The following is a 15,867-nucleotide window of genomic DNA, read 5'->3' on the forward strand; positions in this document are numbered from 1 at the left end:
TTGTAGGGAAATTGTGTCGCTGTTGTGAAACGTTGTTCGCTGGCTCTTACCCTGCGCCAACAGCAAAAAGCCCCGGACTTTCACAAGTCCGGGGCTTTCTCGTTTCTGCGCTACAGCGTGATTACAAGGTCGGATAGTCGATATAGCCGACCGGACCCTTGCCGTAGAAAGTCTCCGGATGTGGCTCGTTCAACGGCGCATCGGCCTGCAAACGTGCCGGCAGATCCGGGTTGGCAATGAACGGCACGCCGAACGCGACCGCGTCTGCCTTGCCACTGGCCAGCCACTCGTTGGCGCTTTCCTTGGTGAACTTCTCGTTGGCAATGTATGGGCCGCCGAACGCTTCTTTCAGTTGCGGGCCGAGGCTGTCCGCGCCTTCTTTTTCGCGCGAGCAGATGAACGCGATGCCACGCTTGCCCAGTTCACGGGCGACGTAGGTGAAGGTTTCGGCGAGGTTGTCATCGCCCATATCGTGGGAATCGGCACGCGGTGCCAAGTGCACACCAACGCGACCAGCGCCCCAGACTTCGATCGCGGCGTCGGTCACTTCCAGCAGCAGGCGCGCACGGTTTTCCAGCGAGCCGCCGTACTGGTCGGTGCGCTGGTTGGTGCTGCTTTGCAGGAACTGGTCGAGCAGGTAGCCGTTGGCGCCGTGGATTTCCACGCCGTCGAAACCGGCGGCTTTGGCATTCTCGGCGCCAGTGCGGTAGGCGTCGACGATGTCGGCGATTTCAGCGGTTTCCAGGGCGCGTGGGGTTGGATAGTCGGCCAGTGGACGCACCAGGCTGACGTGGCCCTTTGGCTGGATGGCGCTTGGCGCGACCGGTGCTTCACCGTTCAGGTACGAAGGGTGAGAGATGCGGCCAACGTGCCACAGTTGCAGGAAGATCTTGCCGCCAGCGCCGTGAATCGCCTTGGTCACGTTGGCCCAGCCACGCACTTGATCGTTGGACCAGATGCCCGGGGTGTCCGGGTAGCCGACGCCCATCGGCGTTACCGACGTGGCTTCGCTGAGGATCAGGCCGGCCGAGGCGCGTTGTACGTAGTATTCGGCCATCAGCGCGTTCGGCACACGGCCTTCGTCGGCGCGGCAGCGGGTCAGCGGGGCCATGATGATGCGGTTGTTCAGCTCGATGTCGCCAAGTTTGATCGGGTCGAAAATAGTCGCCATGTCTAGAAGCCTCTCTTTAATGAAGGAAGTTGATCAGTTGGAAGCAGGCGCCAGCTCGGCATTGCCGTTCTGGCGGAAAGTAATCAAGGTCACCAGCAGGGCCAGTACAGCCAGCGCGGCGGCAGCCAGCGGCACGCTGGTCAGGCCGTAGCCGTGGGCGATAACGCTGCCGCCAACCCAGGCGCCGAGGGCGTTGCCGACGTTGAAGGCGCCGATGTTCAGGGTCGAAACCAGGTTCGGTGCAGCCTTGCCAAAGGTCACCACGTTGACTTGCAGCGCCGGCACAGCGGCGAAACACGCGGTGGCCCAGAGGAACAGGGTGATCTCGGTCGGGATCAGCGCAACGCTCGTCCAGCTCAGTACCGTGGAAACCACGGCCATGGCGATAAACACGCCGATCAGCGTGGCGGCCATGCCTTTGTCGGCAAGTTTGCCGCCGATGATGTTGCCGACCGTCAGGCCCAGACCGATGAGCATCAGCGTCCAGGTCACGCCACGCGGCGACACGCCGGTGACTTCGCCAAGCAGCGGCGCGACATAGGTGAACAGGGTGAACACCGAGGCGGCGAACAGCGCGGTCATGCTCAGCGACAGCCAGATGCCGGCGCCTTTGAGCGCGGCGAGTTCGGCGCGCATGTCGAGTTTTTCTTCGTCACGCTTGGCCGGCAGGAACCGGATCAGGCCGATCAGCGCGATCACACCGATGACGGTCACCGCCCAGAAGGTCGAACGCCAGCCGGCTTCCTGACCCAGCGCCGTGCCCAGTGGTACGCCCAAAACATTGGCCAGGGTCAGACCGGTGAACATCAACGCGACCGCCGAGGCACGTTTGTTTGGCGCGACCAGATTGGCCGCCACCACCGAGCCGATGCCGAAGAATGCACCGTGGCACAGCGCGGTGACCACTCGGGCAAACATCAGCACGTTGTAGTCGCTGGCGATGGCGCAGAGCAGGTTGCCGACAATAAAGATGCCCATCAACGCCACCAGCGCGGCCTTGCGCGGCAGTTTCGCGGTGGCCAGCGCCATGAATGGTGCACCGATGGCCACGCCCAGGGCGTAACCGGTGACCAGCCAGCCAGCGCCGGGAATCGACACACCGAGGTCCGCCGCCACGTCGGGCAGCAGGCCCATGATGACGAACTCGGTGGTGCCGATGGCGAAGGCGCTCAGGGCGAGAATGAGGAGCGAAAGGGGCATGCAGGTTTCCTTGTCGGCTGGCTGACGTTAAGGGTCAGAGCTCTTTACTGAGGGTGCTGAGAAACGCCTGGATGACGTCCTCGTTACGTTTGAAAAAATGCCACTGCCCGGCCTTCTGGCTGCTGATCAGCCCGGCGCGTTGCAGGGTCGCCAGGTGCGCCGACACGGTCGATTGCGACAGGCCGCAACGCTGATCGATCTGCCCGGCGCAAATACCGTATTCATGGTTGTGCAACTGCTCGGGGAATTCGCCTTTCGGGTCTTTCAGCCAGTTGAGGATGTCTCGCCGTACTGGGTGCGCCAGGGCTTTTATTATTTCGTCGAGGTCGAGGTTCATGGCTTGGGCTCGTGGTGGCAGTGGCGATATATCGCGATGGAGCGAACTTTAAATCGTTGGATCGCGATATACCAATATGAAAATGGTCTGACGAGCGAATAAATCGCTATATCGGGTTATAACGATATGGGCGTGTCGGATGACCGGACGCGGTGCTAAGCTGCGCCCATGAACTATCTCGCGCACTTGCATCTCGGCGGCCAGCGCCCCGGTCAGTTACTCGGCAGCCTGTATGGCGACTTCGTCAAAGGTCGGCTGCAAGGCCAATTCGACCCGGAAGTGGAGGCGGCGATCGCGCTGCATCGGCGCATCGATGTGTTCACTGATCGGCATCCCTTGGTCGACATCGCTTTGGGCCGCTTTACCGAAACGCGGCGGCGTTACGCCGGAATCGTCCTCGATGTGTTTTTCGATCACTGCCTGGCGCGAGACTGGCCGCTGTATGCCGACCGACCGCTGGAGCAGTTCACCGCAGACGTCTATCAGGTGCTGTCCCGCGAACGACAGTTGCCGGAACGGCTGGCAAAGATCGCCCCGCACATGGTCGCCAACGACTGGCTGGGCTCGTATCGCGAATTCGAGGTGCTGGAACAGGTGTTGCGCGGGATCTCGCGACGGCTGACCAGACCCGAGGAATTGGCCGGGGCGATGGCGGAGTTGCGACGCTTGTATGAACCGTTGAGTGAAGATTTCAGCCTGTTTTACCCGCAACTGCAGGATTTTGCAGTGCAATCACATACAACCTGAATTCCTGTGGGAGCTGGCTTGCCAGCGATAGCTTCGGCACATTCAACTTTGATGTTGATTGATCGACCGCTTTCGCGGGCAAGCCCGCTCCCACAGGGGGCCAAGGTGATTTTGGCATTTGTGTTTCAGGCAGCGATTGCCGGGCGCATGGGCGATTGTCGGGTTTCCGGAATCGATCCAAACAACACCTTCTGCACCGCCTGCTGCGCTTCGAACGCCAGCGCGGCACGTTCGCGGCCCTGGCATTCAATCGGCTTGAGCAGATGCACTTCGACGTCGCCGCAGTCATGGCTGAACAGGCGCATCAGGTGCGAGAGTAGGTCATCGTCACCAATGAACGGTGCGAGCGTGTCGATTTCGCCGTCACGCAGATAACGGATCGCCACCGGTTGCAGCATCACCTCCGAATCGATCGCCGCCGACAGCAGTCGGCCATGAAAAGTGCGCAGCGAACGGCCATCGGTGGTGGTACCTTCGGGGAACATCAGCAGCGCATGTTCGGTTTGCAGATGGCGGGTCATCTGCTTGCGGATCAACTGGCTGTCGCCCGACCCACGGCGGATGAACAGGCTGCCGGCCTTGGCCGCGAGCCAGCCGGCCACCGGCCAGGTGCGCACCTCGGCCTTGGACAGAAACGACAGCGGCGTGAGCATGCCCAGCAGCGGAATGTCGGTCCACGAGATGTGATTGCTGACCCACAGCATCGGCTGTTTTGGCAGCTCGCCATGGACGCTCACGCGAAACGGCAGGGCATTGCTCAGCCGCGCCATGAAGAAGCGCGACCAGCGCTGGCGCCGCTCCATCGAATGGGCCAGACCGAGGCGTTCGAACACGCCGAAAACGCTGGCCATGGTCAGCCCCAGCGTCACCACCAGCAGCACTCGCGCGATTCGCGCGTACACCCGCAACCGGCTCATTACACGGCCGCCTTGAAGTGCTTGGCGTAGCGCGGGCAGAGTTCGTCGCGCTTGAGCAGGATGAACACGTCGGCGACCTGGAAGTCTTCGTCCCAGCACGGCTCGCCGCAGATCTTCGCACCGAGGCGCATGTAGGCCTTGAGCAGCGGCGGCATTTCGGCGATGACGTTGGACGGGATATCCAGCGTCGGCAGCGGATTTTTCGGCTCGGCGCGCAGATGTTCGGTGCACAGGTAACGCTCGCGCAGACGCTGCATGATCGCGTGGGCCTGAATGCCGCCGTCCTGCATCGGGATGCTCGCGCAACCCATCAGGTAGCTGTAGCCGCCCTGATTGAGCACTTCGGCCAATTCACCCCAGAGCACGGCGATGGTGCCGCCGTTGCGGTACGCCGGATCGACGCAGGTGCGGCCGATTTCCAGGATCGGGCCTTGCAGATGCGCCAGGCCATGCAGGCTGAATTCCTCTTCACTGTAGAACTTGCCGAGGCTGCTGGCGGCGGTGTGATCGAGCAGACGCGTGGTCGCTACCAGACGCCCGGTGTTCAGATCACGCACGCCGATGTGGCTGCAGTGAACATCATAATCATCCATGTCCAGACCCAGTTCCGCGCCTTTCAGTTTGGCGTTGAATTCGCCACTGAAGACGGCGAAGCGCAGGGCCTGGGCTTGCTGCAAGGCTTGTGCGCCGATCAGGCGTTCGGCTTGCAGGCGGCGTTCATTGCCGGTGTCGCTGATGCGGGCGATTTGCGTCATGTGAATCTCCGTACGGGCCTTTAACCCGTCGTGGGTTGCAGCCGATCGACTTTCTTTATGCAGCCGTGTTGTGCAAAGTCAGGCTATGTAGCCCCGGTGTCATCGCCATGAACGTTCGGTGATGCTTATATGACAGCCCACAAGGAGGCGCCCATGCCTTGGACAGATCTGCTGCACCGCCGTGAACGCTTGCCCGCCGTTGCCGATCTGGCCGAGGGCTTTGCGACGCTGTTGCAGACGCTGGGCAACGTCACGCCGTTCGAATTGGCGGTGGCCGGCGGGCGGCGGATGGCCACGCCGGGGCTGGCGTTTCTGGTTGGTTATCAGGCGGCGCTGCGCATGTTGTGGCCGAGCGCGCCGCTGAGCCTCGGTGCCTTGTGCGCAACCGAACAGCGCAGCCTGCGCCCGGCCGATATGCACACGCGGCTGAGGGATTTGCGCCTGAGCGGACGCAAGGATTTCGTCACCGCCGGCGATGCCGCCGACTGGCTGCTGGTGGCGGCACGTAGTGAGGAGCCGGGCGAAACACCGCGCCTGAGTCTGGCGGTGGTGTATCCCGGCGAGCCCGGCGTGAAGGTGGAAAAACTACCGGCGTTGCCGCTGATGCCGGACATCAGCCACGGCCGCCTGCACCTCGACGGCGCCCTGTGCGAGCTGCTCGCTGGCGATGGCTGGGACGCCTACGTCAAACCGTTTCGCAGTCTTGAGGATGTCTACGTGCTCAGCGCCATGACCGCGTGGCTGTACGGCATCGGCCAGGACAGCAATTGGCCGCAGGCCCTGCAATTGCGTTTGCTGGCGCTGCTGGCCGGGTGCGCCGAGGCCAGCCGGCAAGCGCCGAGCAATCCGGCCGGACATGTGCTGTTGGGTGGGTTGTTTGCGCAGTTTGAATCCCTCAAGACCGAGGTAGATCAGGCGTTGTTGCAGGGTAATCCTGCGTGTGCGGCGATGTGGCAGCGTGATCAAGGCGTGATGCAGTTGGCTGCAGGGGCCCGGGCCAAGCGCTTGGCCAAGGCTCTTGCGTTGGCCTGACTGGCCTCATCGCGGGCAAGCCCGCTCCCACAGGTTTTAAAGGTGTTCATGAAATGTGCGTTCACTTGGGACCCCTGTGGGAGCTGGCTTGCCAGCGATGGCAATTTCATGGACGACCAACATCTAAAATTTGTCATGAGCTCCGACTAGGCTCAGCAGGTTCATTCCCAGAGCCTCAACCATGTTCAAAGGCCTGTCCCTGTTCCTGCTGCTGATCAGCCTCACCGCCCACGCCGAACAATGGCCCGGCGAGCAATGGCCGACCGCCCCGCAGATCGCCGGCCCGGCCGTCGATGCGCTGGAAGCCTACGCCTTCGCGCCCCGCAACGACGCCACCCGCGAAGGCATCCGCACCGACGCCTTGCTGATCATCCGCGACGGCCAGATTCTCTACGAACGCTACGCCGCTCCGACCACTGCACAGACTCCGCACCTGACCTGGTCAATCAGCAAAAGCCTGCTGGCCACGCTCCTCGGCGTGGCATACGGCGAAGGCCTGTTCAAGCTCGACGATCCGGCGCTGAAGTTCTACCCGGCGCTGGACAAACACCCGGCGATCACCCTCGGCCATCTGCTCAACTGGGCCTCCGGTCTGGATTGGCAGGAGGACTACGAATACGCGCCGCTGAAATCCTCGGTGGTGGCAATGCTCTACACCCGCGGCCATCGCGACATGGCCGCGTTCGCCGCCGCACACGACAGTTACGCCCCAGCGGGTCAGGCTTTTCGTTATTCCAGCGGTGACAGCAATCTGCTCGCCGCCGCCCTGAAAAGCATGGTCGGCCCGCAGCGTTATGCCGATTATCCGTGGACAGCATTGTTCGAGCCGTTAGGCATTCGGCATGCCGTTTGGGAAAGCGATGCCAGCGGCACTTTCGTCGCCTCGTCCTATGCCTATCTCACCGCGCGGGATCTGGCGCGGGTGGGCCTGCTGATGGCGCGCGGCGGGCGCTGGAACGATCGGCAGTTACTGCCCGAGGATTGGGTGGCATTCAATCTCAAGCCCTTTGCCGGCTACAAGGCGCAGCAGGACGAAGCCGTGCCCGGCGGCCATTGGTGGCTCAATCGGCCAGTCGATGGCGCACCATCACCATGGCCCGACGCCCCACCCGACACCTTCGCCGCCCTCGGCCATTGGGGCCAGGCGTTGTACGTGATGCCCAGTGAAAAGCTGGTGATCGTGCGTTACGGCGATGATCGTGATGGCAGCTATAAGCACAACGAATTGCTCAAACGCGTCTTGCAGGCGGTGCGGCCATGAAGCGCTTTCTATTGTTGCTGCTGATCGTGCTGCTCGGCTGGGGTTGGTATGAACGGGAGAATCTCTGGGCGTTCCCGGACATCATCAGCGCCTACACCGCCAAGGAATATTGCTCGTGCCGGTATGTGATGAACAACGATGCCGGGTATTGCCGTGGTTATGTAAAGCAATGGCTGCCAACCAGCGGTTTTACCGATGATGTTTCCAGCAAAACCATCACCGTCAGCGGTATGGGCCGCAGTAACAGCGCGCAATGGCTGAGCGAACGCCAGGGCTGTCGCCTGAATCCTTGAATTATCTGGTCTCCCCTGTGGGAGCGAGCCTGCTCGCGAAATCGTCGCAAGCCGCAATACATGCTGTGCGGCGAGCATTGCATTCGCGAGCAGGCTCGTTCCCACAGGGCTTGCAATAACTTGGCGGGCGGTTAAGGTTCGTGCAGGTTTATCGCCCCCACGAGTGTTCAATGTTCAACCGCTCCCTCTATACAACCTTCGCCAGTCTGCTGTTGACCGCCGCGGCACTGCCGGCCCAGGCCAATTGGTATCTGGACGGCGAGTCGTCGCGGCTGTCGTTCGTCAGCACCAAGAACGCCAGCGTGTCGGAAGTGCAGCGCTTTCTGGTGCTGCACGGCAAGGTCGATCCCAACGGTCGTGCCGAGGTCGAAGTCGAGCTCGAATCGATCAACAGCGGTATTCCGCTGCGCGATGAGCGCATGCGCAAGGAGCTGTTCCAGATCGAGCAGTTTCCCGCAGCGACCATCACCACCCAGATCGACCTGCGCCCGATCAACGATCTGGCCTCCGGCGCGCAGCTGGAATTGCGCCTGCCGCTGACCGTCAGCCTGCACGGCAAGCAGCACGAATACCCGGCCGAGTTGCTCGCCACGCGTCTGGATGATCGGCGCTTTCAAGTGGTCACGCTGGAGCCGCTGGTGATCAATGCCGAGGATTTCGATCTGGCGCCGGGTCTGGAAAGCCTGCGCAAACTCGCCGATCTCTCGGCCATCAGTCTGTCGGTGCCGGTGGGTGCGGTGCTGATTTTCACGGCGCGCTGACATGCGCGGTGCGGTGTTCCCCTGGCGTGACGGCAACCGTTTCGAACTGTTGATCGACGGCCCGCAGTTCTTTCCGCGCATGCTCGAGCACATTGCCGGGGCAAAAGAGCAAATCGAACTGGAGCTGTATCTGGTCGAGGCCGGTGCCTGCGCCGAAGCCATCGTGCAGGCACTGGTCGCGGCGGCCGAGCGCGGCGTGCGCGTGCGTTGCCTGTTCGATGATTACGGCAGCCTCGCGTTCACGCTGCATCTGCGCCAGCGCCTGACGCAGGCCGGGGTCGAGCTGCGTTTCTACAATCGCCTGAGCTGGCGGCGCTGGGTCGGCAATTTCTATCGTGATCACCGCAAGTTGCTGCTGGTCGATCAATGCCTGGCAGTGGTAGGCGGCACGGGTGTGACCGATGAATTCTGGACGCCCGGTCATGATGTCAGCGAGTGGCACGAAGTCATGGTCGAGATCAGCGGCCCGTTGGTGATCGATTGGCAATTGCTGTTTGACCGGCAGTGGATCGCCAACCGTTACCGCCGCGCCTGGCGCCCAGCCGCGCATTTCGGTCTGCCGCGCCTGCCGCGTGTGCCGGACAAGGGCGAGGGCATGGGCCGCGTGGCTTACGCCGACGCCCGACAGCACCGCGACATTCTGCAGTCACTGTTCCGCGCCTTGAACAGCGGCCAGCAACGCATCTGGATGGCTACGCCGTACTTTCTGCCAACCTGGCAAATCCGCCGCTCGCTGCGCAAGGCCGCTGCACGCGGCGTCGATGTACGGCTGCTGCTGACCGGGCCGCGCACCGATCACCCTTCAGTGCGCTACGCCGGGCATCGCTATTATCCGCGCCTGCTCAAGGCTGGCGTGCAGATCTTCGAATACCAGCCGTGCTTCCTGCACCTGAAAATGGTTCTGGTGGACGAATGGGTAAGCATCGGTTCGTGCAACTTCGATCACTGGAATCTGCGTTTCAATCTGGAGGCGAATCTGGAAGCGCTGGACCCGGCGCTGACGGCAGCGGTGGAGGCGAGCTTTGTGAAGGATTTCGGCTTGAGTCAGCTGGTGAGTCTGGAGGAATGGCAGCGCCGACCGTTGTGGCGGCGGGTCAAGCAGCGCGTGTGGGGCTGGGTGGATCGGTTGGTGGTGAATATTCTAGATAGACGCGGATAACCACGATTTTGAATACACCCTGAATCCAAGGTGGGAGCGAGCCTGCTCGCGAAAGCGGTGTGTCAGTCAGCAATTGTTTAGCTGAATGACCGCTTTCGCGAGCAGGCTCGCTCCCACAGGGGGTTTGCGGTGTTGTTGCGGTTACAGCAATTCAAAACTCTGCTGCGTCACCGCCTGCGAGTCCAGGCCGATCTGTACGTTGAACTTGCCAGGCTCGGCGGCGTATTTGAGCTGGGCGTTGTAAAACTTCAGGTCTTCCTCGGTGATGGTGAAGTGCACGACTTTCTGTTCGCCGGCCTTGAGCATGATCTTCTGGAAGTTCTTCAGTTCTTTCACCGGACGGATCATCGAGCCGGTGACGTCCTGGATGTACAGCTGCACCACGGTTTCGCCGTCACGCTTGCCGGTGTTCTTGACCATGACGCTGGCGTCGAGCTTGCCGCTGGCGTTCAGGGTGGTCGATGACAGCGCCATATCGCTCAGGGCGAAGGTGGTGTAGCTCAGGCCATAGCCGAACGGGAACAGCGGACCGGTGGTGTCATCGAAATACTGCGAGGTGTAGTTGCCCGGTTTGCCCGGTGTGAACGGCCGGCCAATGCTCAGGTGGTTGTAGTAGGTCGGGATCTGGCCCACGGAACGCGGGAAGGTCACCGGCAGTTTGCCCGACGGGTTGTAGTCGCCGAACAGCACGTCGGCGATGGCGTTGCCGCCCTCGGTGCCGCTGAACCAGGTTTCCAGAATCGCGTCGGCCGACTGGTTCTCTTCGAGAATCGTCAGCGGGCGGCCGTTCATCAACACCAGCACCAGCGGTTTGCCAGTGGCTTTGAGCGCGCGGATCAATTCGCGCTGGGTTTCCGGGATGTTCAGGTCAGTGCGGCTCGAGGATTCGTGGGACATGCCACGGGACTCGCCGACAGCCGCGACGATCACGTCAGCATCCTTCGCCGCTTTCACCGCTTCGTCGATCAGCACGTTCGCCGGGCGCGGGTCATCGACCACTTCCGGGGCATCGAAGTTGAGGAAGTTCAGGTAGTCGAGGACCTTCTTGTCGTCCGTGATGTTGGCGCCACGGGCATAGATCAGGTTGGCCTTGTCGCCGATCACCGAACGCATGCCATCGAACAAAGTGACCGATTGCGCTGGACGTCCGGCGGCGGCCCAACTGCCCATCATGTCGATCGGCGCTTTTGCCAATGGACCGACCAGCGCGATTTTCGCGTCTTTCTTCAGCGGCAGGGTTTCGTTCTGATTCTTCAGCAGCACCAGACTGCGCCGCGCCACTTCGCGGGCCTCGGCGCGGTGCAGGCGGCTATCGGCGTAGGTGTCGACCGGGTCGTCTTCGGCCTTGCCGATGCGCAGGTACGGGTCCTTGAACAAGCCCATGTCGTACTTGGCCGCGAGCACTTCGCGCACGGCGTTATCGATGTCTTTCTGTTCGATCTCGCCAGACTTGAGCAGCCCCGGCAGCTCTTTGCCGTAGAGGGTGTCGTTCATGCTCATGTCGATGCCGGCCTTGATCGCCAGCTTCGCCGCTTCGCGACCGTCGCGGGCGACGCCGTGCTTGATCAGTTCGAAGATCGCACCGTGATCGCTGACCGCCAGGCCTTTGAAGCCCCAGTCCTTGCGCAGCAGATCATTCATCAGCCAGGTGTTGGCCGTGGCCGGAATGCCGTTGATCGAATTCAACGCCACCATCACACCGCCAGCGCCGGCATCGATCGCGGCGCGGTAGGGCGGCAGGTAATCCTGGTACATCTTCACCGGGCTCATGTCGACGGTGTTGTAGTCGCGACCGCCCTCGACCGCGCCGTACAGCGCGAAGTGCTTGACGCTGGCCATGATGCTATCGGCGGCGCTCGGGGTCTCGCCCTGATAGGCCTTGACCATGACTTTGGCGATGCGCGAGGTCAGGTAGGTGTCTTCGCCAAAACCTTCGGAGCTGCGGCCCCAGCGCGGGTCACGGGAGATGTCGACCATCGGCGCGAAAGTGATGTCGAGGCTGTCGGCGGCGGCCTCTTTAGCCGCAACGCGACCGGACTGGCCGATGGCATCCATGTCCCAGCTCGATGCGAGGGCCAGTGGAATCGGGAAAATCGTACGGTGACCATGGATCACGTCGTACGCGAAAAACATCGGAATCTTCAGGCGACTGCGCATGGCCGCGTCCTGCATCGGACGGTTTTCCGGGCGGGTGATCGAGTTGAACGTGCCGCCGATGTTGCCGGCGGCGATTTCCTTGCGGATCAGCTCACGGGGCATTTCCGGGCCGATGCTGATCAGGCGCAACTGGCCGATCTTCTCGTCGAGGGTCATTTGTTTCATCAGGTTGCTGATGAAAGCGTCCTTGTTTTCCAAAGGTACCGGGGTCGTGGCGGCCAGTACCTGATGACTGGCCAGGCTGACGAACAGACCCAGCAAACACAGCTTCTTCATGAATTTTTTCTCAAGGGCCCAAACGGTGATGCAACACCGGCCAGCCAAAATATAGGGAGCGACTATTGTTGTTCGGGTGCCGGCGCAAAATTCTGAGCCGGAAAACCGCAGCCGACAGCGGCAACGTGAACGCGAAGGGCACTTTTTAGCCGATTAACCCGTCGCATGCCAGTGGCGGCGCCGATTATGCCCCAACCGCTGGCCGGGAATGCCCAGCGCTCGGTTTTTAAATCCAATGTGTCATGGAGCATCACTGCAATGAATATCAGCCCAACCTACCGTTCACGGCTACAAGTCGCCACGTTGCTGGTGTGCGCCACGCTGTTGACCGCGTGCGGCATCAACAATATCCCGACCCTTGATGAACAGGCGAAAGCCGCCTGGGGCCAGGTGCAGAACCAGTACCAGCGCCGCGCCGACCTGATTCCCAATCTGGTGGAAACCGTGAAGGGCTATGCGGCCCACGAACAGGAAACCCTGACTGCTGTGATTGAGGCGCGAGCCAAGGCCACCTCGATTCAGGTCGATGCCAGCACCCTCGACAATCCCGAGAAGCTCAAGCAGTTCCAGCAGGCGCAGGATCAACTGACCGGCGCATTGAGCCGCTTGATGGTGGTCTCCGAGCGCTACCCGGATCTGAAGGCCAACCAGAACTTCCTCGCTCTGCAATCGCAACTTGAAGGCACGGAAAACCGCATTGCCGTGGCGCGTCGCGATTTCATTCTGGCGGTGCAGAAGTACAACACCGAGATCCGCACCTTCCCCGGTCGCCTGTGGCACAGCGTGATGTACAGCGATCTGCCGATGCGCGAGACCTTCGAAGCCACCACGCCCGGCGCGGAGAAGGCCCCGGAAGTGAAATTCTGATTCGAGGTTGCCCATGCGTGTGTTGAAACTGGGCCTGGTGCTGATGCTCTGGCTGTTCGCCGTCAGCGCCCGGGCCGAATTGACGTTTCCGCCGCTGAGCGGGCGCGTGGTCGATCAGGCGCAAATGCTCGAGCCATCGATTCGCGCGCAACTGAGCCAGCAATTGCAGGCGCACGAGCAGGCCACCGGCGAGCAATTGGTGGTGGTCACGCTGCCGGATCTGCAGGGCACCACCATCGAGGATTTCGGCGTTCAGCTCGGTCGGCACTGGGGCATCGGTCAGAAGGACAAGAACAACGGCGCCTTGCTGATCGTCGCCCGTGACGAGCGCAAACTGCGCATCGAAGTCGGCTATGGCCTGGAAGATCGCCTGACCGATGCGCAGTCGTCGGTGATCATTCATCAGGTCATCACCCCGGCGTTCAAGGCCGGCAACTTCAGCAAAGGCATCAGCGATGGCGTTGCGGCGATGCTGGTGGTGCTTGGTGGCAATCCGCTCGATGAGCCGTCGACCGTGTACGAATCCAGCGGCGACCCGGCGGATGATTTCATCTCGCGGCATCCGGCGCTGTTCATGTTTCTGGTGATGTTGTTCATCCTGACGGTGTTTGTCTGCCAGATGCTCGGTATCCTGCCTGCCGGCCGGGGCGGCTCCGGAGGAGGGGGCGGTTTCGGCGGTGGCGGCGGCTTTGGTAGCGGAGGCGGTGGCTTCAGCGGTGGCGGGGGCAGTTTCGGCGGCGGCGGTTCGTCCGGCGGCTGGTGAGATCAAAAGAATAATGAGCAGGCACTTTTCGACATGGCATTACTGACTGAACACGAACAACGCAAAGTCGCCGAGGCCATCGCCCGGGTCGAACGCGACACCGACGCCGAACTGGTCACGGTGCTCGCTGCCCGCGCCGATGACTACGCGTACATCCCGCTGCTCTGGGCCAGCCTGCTGGCGCTGGTGTTGCCGGGCATCGTCCACTACCTCACCGGCTGGCTGACCCTGCGCAGCCTGCTGCTGGTGCAATGGGGCATGTTCATCGTCCTGTGCCTGCTGTTTCGTCTGCCGAAGATCACCACCCATCTGGTGCCGCGCCGTGTGCGCCACTGGCGCGCCTCCAACCTGGCGCGGCGGCAGTTTCTCGAACAGAACCTGCACCACACCGTGGGCAGCACCGGCGTGCTGATTTTTGTCTGCGAGGCTGAGCGTTATGTGGAGATTCTGGTGGACGACGGGATTTCCAAACGGCTGGATAACAGCAATTGGGACGCGATTGTCGCGGCGTTTACCGAACAGGTCAGGCAGGGGCGCACGCTTGAAGGGTTTGTCACGTGTGTGGAGGCGTGTGGCGAGTTGTTGAAGGTGCACGTGCCGGTGACGCAGGTGAGGAACGAGTTGCCGAATCGGTTGGTGGTGTTGGGCTGAAGCAGTCGCGCATATTTGGCCTGTGTGGCGAGGGGATTTATCCCCGATCGGCTGCGTAGCAGTCGCAACACCTGCGCGCGTGGTTTGACGGGCCGAACACAGAGGGCCGCTTCGCGCCCCATCGGGGATAAATCCCCTCGCCACAAAGGTCGGTGTCATGGATTTTGCCGTTGGGTAAATAAGAGGATGTCCCCAACCCCCATCCCCCCTAAAATACCCGCCATTCCCGATTCCGCCCGTCCGAGGCCGCTTGTCCATGTCCGTTTCCGCTTCTTCCGCGCCGTCCGCCAAACCGGCCGCCGATCACCACGCCCAGTTCATCGAGCTGCTGCAAACCAGCCTCGGCGACAACGGTTTCATCAAACTGGTGCTGGCCAAGTACGTCGGTGAAGAGGCAGATCTGCAGCGGGTCATCATCAAACCGGTAACGGTCAAGGCGCAGCCGTGTCTGTCCTTCGTTTATCGCTACAAGACCCGCGACATCACCAAGAACCTGCCGCTTGACGAGGGCGTGGCGCTGATTGCCGCTCTGCTACCGACCTCGTTCAAAAATGCGCATTTACTGGCGCTGACCGACGAAGCACAGCTGGAATACAGCAAAAAGGGCAAGAGTTCGCTGTTCAAGAGCAAACCTCAGCAATTGCGCGAAGCGCCGTCCGCCGAGCACAACCGCGAGAAAAACCGCTTTCTCGAACTGAGCCGCCCGTTCCTCAAGGACCTCGGCGTGACCAATGCGCAACACGAGCTGATCCCGGCGATGTCGCGCAAGTGGAAGCAAATCAACAAGTTCATCGAAGTGTTCAGCCATGCCCTGACCTCGTCGCCGCTGGCGCTGGACAAACCGGTGCGGGTCGCCGATTTCGGTTCGGGCAAGGGCTACCTGACGTTCGCCATTCACGACTACCTGCGCAACACGCTGAAGGCCGAGGGCGAAGTCACCGGCGTCGAGCTGCGCGAAGAAATGGTCAACCTGTGCAACACCGCAGCGGCCAAGCTCGAGCATCCGGGGCTGGTGTTCAAGTGCGGTGACGTGCGCACCGTGGCGCCGAGCGAACTGGACGTGATGATCGCCCTGCATGCCTGCGACATCGCCACCGATTACGCGATCCACACCGGCATCCGCTCGGGAGCGTCGATCATCATGTGCTCGCCGTGCTGCCACAAACAGATCCGCCTGCAGATCCAGAGCCCGGCGCTGCTCAAGCCGATGCTGCAATACGGCTTGCACCTTGGCCAACAGGCGGAAATGGTCACCGATAGCTTGCGCGCGTTGTTCCTCGAAGCCTGTGGTTACGAGACCAAGGTGTTTGAATTCATCTCGCTGGAACACACCAACAAGAACAAGATGATTCTGGCGGTGAAACGCGCCGAGCCCGTTAATCCAGCGCAGTTGTTGGCGAAGATCGCAGAGCTCAAGGCCTTCTACCACATCAGCGAACACTGCCTGGAAAGCCTGCTGCGCGCTGACGGCTATATGCCTTAACAGGCAGCTGCAAGCTTCAAGCGGCAAGCTGCAAGCT

The 15,867-nt window shown here is 61.6% G+C and carries 16 protein-coding genes; 10 read left to right on the forward strand and 6 right to left on the reverse strand.

What is annotated here, in order from left to right:
• Positions 1–121 precede the first annotated feature (121 nt).
• Genes ACZ0AZ_RS15585 through ACZ0AZ_RS15595 form a run of 3 tightly spaced genes read right to left on the reverse strand, consistent with a single transcriptional unit; the run spans position 122 to position 2,708 of the window.
• Positions 122–1,171 (reverse strand): alkene reductase, encoded by a 1,050-nt coding sequence (locus tag ACZ0AZ_RS15585; RefSeq protein WP_016771329.1) that lies wholly within the window; start codon positions 1,169–1,171, stop codon positions 122–124.
• A gap of 33 nt (positions 1,172–1,204) precedes the next feature.
• Positions 1,205–2,371, reverse strand: coding sequence for an MFS transporter (locus ACZ0AZ_RS15590; RefSeq protein ID WP_016771328.1), 1,167 nt, complete (start codon positions 2,369–2,371; stop codon positions 1,205–1,207).
• Positions 2,372–2,405: 34 nt separating this feature from the next.
• Positions 2,406–2,708, reverse strand: coding sequence for an ArsR/SmtB family transcription factor (locus ACZ0AZ_RS15595; protein WP_016771327.1), 303 nt, complete (start codon positions 2,706–2,708; stop codon positions 2,406–2,408).
• Positions 2,709–2,876: 168 nt separating this feature from the next.
• Here ACZ0AZ_RS15595 and ACZ0AZ_RS15600 point away from each other — a divergent pair, with 168 nt between their 5' ends.
• The gene (locus ACZ0AZ_RS15600) at positions 2,877–3,455 is read left to right on the forward strand and encodes an acyl carrier protein phosphodiesterase (protein ID WP_415763428.1); all 579 of its coding nucleotides are present in this window, start codon (positions 2,877–2,879) and stop codon (positions 3,453–3,455) included.
• A gap of 125 nt (positions 3,456–3,580) precedes the next feature.
• Here the strand turns inward: ACZ0AZ_RS15600 and ACZ0AZ_RS15605 are convergent, their stop codons facing one another.
• On the reverse strand, positions 3,581–4,372 hold the full coding sequence (locus ACZ0AZ_RS15605; protein ID WP_463537688.1) for a lysophospholipid acyltransferase family protein: 792 nt from the start codon (positions 4,370–4,372) through the stop codon (positions 3,581–3,583).
• Positions 4,372–5,127 (reverse strand): L-ornithine N(alpha)-acyltransferase, encoded by a 756-nt coding sequence (gene olsB, locus ACZ0AZ_RS15610; protein ID WP_101158428.1) that lies wholly within the window; start codon positions 5,125–5,127, stop codon positions 4,372–4,374. The genes ACZ0AZ_RS15605 and olsB overlap by 1 nt, the downstream gene beginning before the upstream one ends.
• Before the next feature lie 153 nt (positions 5,128–5,280).
• Here olsB and ACZ0AZ_RS15615 point away from each other — a divergent pair, with 153 nt between their 5' ends.
• The 5 genes from ACZ0AZ_RS15615 to ACZ0AZ_RS15635 all read left to right on the forward strand — a co-directional run bounded on the left by ACZ0AZ_RS15615 (position 5,281) and on the right by ACZ0AZ_RS15635 (position 9,633).
• A complete protein-coding gene (locus ACZ0AZ_RS15615) occupies positions 5,281–6,159 on the forward strand; it encodes an acyl-CoA dehydrogenase middle domain-containing protein (RefSeq protein ID WP_463537689.1) in 879 nt (292 codons plus the stop codon).
• Positions 6,160–6,340: 181 nt separating this feature from the next.
• A complete protein-coding gene (locus ACZ0AZ_RS15620; protein WP_463537690.1) occupies positions 6,341–7,420 on the forward strand; it encodes a serine hydrolase domain-containing protein in 1,080 nt (359 codons plus the stop codon).
• A complete protein-coding gene (locus tag ACZ0AZ_RS15625; RefSeq protein WP_129998861.1) occupies positions 7,417–7,713 on the forward strand; it encodes an amidase in 297 nt (98 codons plus the stop codon). Before ACZ0AZ_RS15620 ends, ACZ0AZ_RS15625 begins: the two co-directional genes overlap by 4 nt.
• Before the next feature lie 170 nt (positions 7,714–7,883).
• Positions 7,884–8,474: a YceI family protein gene (locus ACZ0AZ_RS15630; RefSeq protein WP_076566324.1), complete on the forward strand. Its 591-nt coding sequence runs from the start codon at positions 7,884–7,886 to the stop codon at positions 8,472–8,474.
• Between the two features lies 1 nt (position 8,475).
• Positions 8,476–9,633: a phospholipase D-like domain-containing protein gene (locus ACZ0AZ_RS15635; protein ID WP_039762686.1), complete on the forward strand. Its 1,158-nt coding sequence runs from the start codon at positions 8,476–8,478 to the stop codon at positions 9,631–9,633.
• Between the two features lie 141 nt (positions 9,634–9,774).
• Here the strand turns inward: ACZ0AZ_RS15635 and bglX are convergent, their stop codons facing one another.
• Positions 9,775–12,066, reverse strand: a complete 2,292-nt coding sequence (gene bglX, locus ACZ0AZ_RS15640; protein ID WP_463537691.1) for a beta-glucosidase BglX — start codon at positions 12,064–12,066, stop codon at positions 9,775–9,777.
• A gap of 258 nt (positions 12,067–12,324) precedes the next feature.
• Here bglX and ACZ0AZ_RS15645 point away from each other — a divergent pair, with 258 nt between their 5' ends.
• From ACZ0AZ_RS15645 to ACZ0AZ_RS15660, 4 genes are all read left to right on the forward strand, one after another.
• Positions 12,325–12,933: a LemA family protein gene (locus ACZ0AZ_RS15645; protein ID WP_325720121.1), complete on the forward strand. Its 609-nt coding sequence runs from the start codon at positions 12,325–12,327 to the stop codon at positions 12,931–12,933.
• Positions 12,934–12,946: 13 nt separating this feature from the next.
• Positions 12,947–13,696 (forward strand): TPM domain-containing protein, encoded by a 750-nt coding sequence (locus ACZ0AZ_RS15650; RefSeq protein WP_129998865.1) that lies wholly within the window; start codon positions 12,947–12,949, stop codon positions 13,694–13,696.
• 33 nt (positions 13,697–13,729) lie between these two features.
• On the forward strand, positions 13,730–14,347 hold the full coding sequence (locus ACZ0AZ_RS15655) for a TPM domain-containing protein (protein ID WP_463537692.1): 618 nt from the start codon (positions 13,730–13,732) through the stop codon (positions 14,345–14,347).
• Positions 14,348–14,603: 256 nt separating this feature from the next.
• Entirely contained in the window at positions 14,604–15,830 is a 1,227-nt protein-coding gene (locus ACZ0AZ_RS15660; RefSeq protein WP_415763425.1) for a class I SAM-dependent methyltransferase, read from the forward strand.
• The last annotated feature ends 37 nt before the right edge of the window (positions 15,831–15,867 follow it).

The sequence above is a fragment of the Pseudomonas sp. AC239 genome (assembly GCF_979258545.1).

Excerpts from the sequence above, each read along its gene's own strand:
- ACZ0AZ_RS15585 (WP_016771329.1), bottom strand. The coding sequence starts at position 1,171 with ATGGCGACTATTTTCGACCCGATCAAACTTGGCGACATCGAGCTGAAC.
- ACZ0AZ_RS15590 (WP_016771328.1), bottom strand. The coding sequence starts at position 2,371 with ATGCCCCTTTCGCTCCTCATTCTCGCCCTGAGCGCCTTCGCCATCGGC.
- ACZ0AZ_RS15595 (WP_016771327.1), bottom strand. The coding sequence starts at position 2,708 with ATGAACCTCGACCTCGACGAAATAATAAAAGCCCTGGCGCACCCAGTA.
- ACZ0AZ_RS15600 (WP_415763428.1), top strand. The coding sequence starts at position 2,877 with ATGAACTATCTCGCGCACTTGCATCTCGGCGGCCAGCGCCCCGGTCAG.
- ACZ0AZ_RS15605 (WP_463537688.1), bottom strand. The coding sequence starts at position 4,372 with ATGAGCCGGTTGCGGGTGTACGCGCGAATCGCGCGAGTGCTGCTGGTG.
- olsB (WP_101158428.1), bottom strand. The coding sequence starts at position 5,127 with ATGACGCAAATCGCCCGCATCAGCGACACCGGCAATGAACGCCGCCTG.
- ACZ0AZ_RS15615 (WP_463537689.1), top strand. The coding sequence starts at position 5,281 with ATGCCTTGGACAGATCTGCTGCACCGCCGTGAACGCTTGCCCGCCGTT.
- ACZ0AZ_RS15620 (WP_463537690.1), top strand. The coding sequence starts at position 6,341 with ATGTTCAAAGGCCTGTCCCTGTTCCTGCTGCTGATCAGCCTCACCGCC.
- ACZ0AZ_RS15625 (WP_129998861.1), top strand. The coding sequence starts at position 7,417 with ATGAAGCGCTTTCTATTGTTGCTGCTGATCGTGCTGCTCGGCTGGGGT.
- ACZ0AZ_RS15630 (WP_076566324.1), top strand. The coding sequence starts at position 7,884 with ATGTTCAACCGCTCCCTCTATACAACCTTCGCCAGTCTGCTGTTGACC.
- ACZ0AZ_RS15635 (WP_039762686.1), top strand. The coding sequence starts at position 8,476 with ATGCGCGGTGCGGTGTTCCCCTGGCGTGACGGCAACCGTTTCGAACTG.
- bglX (WP_463537691.1), bottom strand. The coding sequence starts at position 12,066 with ATGAAGAAGCTGTGTTTGCTGGGTCTGTTCGTCAGCCTGGCCAGTCAT.
- ACZ0AZ_RS15645 (WP_325720121.1), top strand. The coding sequence starts at position 12,325 with ATGAATATCAGCCCAACCTACCGTTCACGGCTACAAGTCGCCACGTTG.
- ACZ0AZ_RS15650 (WP_129998865.1), top strand. The coding sequence starts at position 12,947 with ATGCGTGTGTTGAAACTGGGCCTGGTGCTGATGCTCTGGCTGTTCGCC.
- ACZ0AZ_RS15655 (WP_463537692.1), top strand. The coding sequence starts at position 13,730 with ATGGCATTACTGACTGAACACGAACAACGCAAAGTCGCCGAGGCCATC.
- ACZ0AZ_RS15660 (WP_415763425.1), top strand. The coding sequence starts at position 14,604 with ATGTCCGTTTCCGCTTCTTCCGCGCCGTCCGCCAAACCGGCCGCCGAT.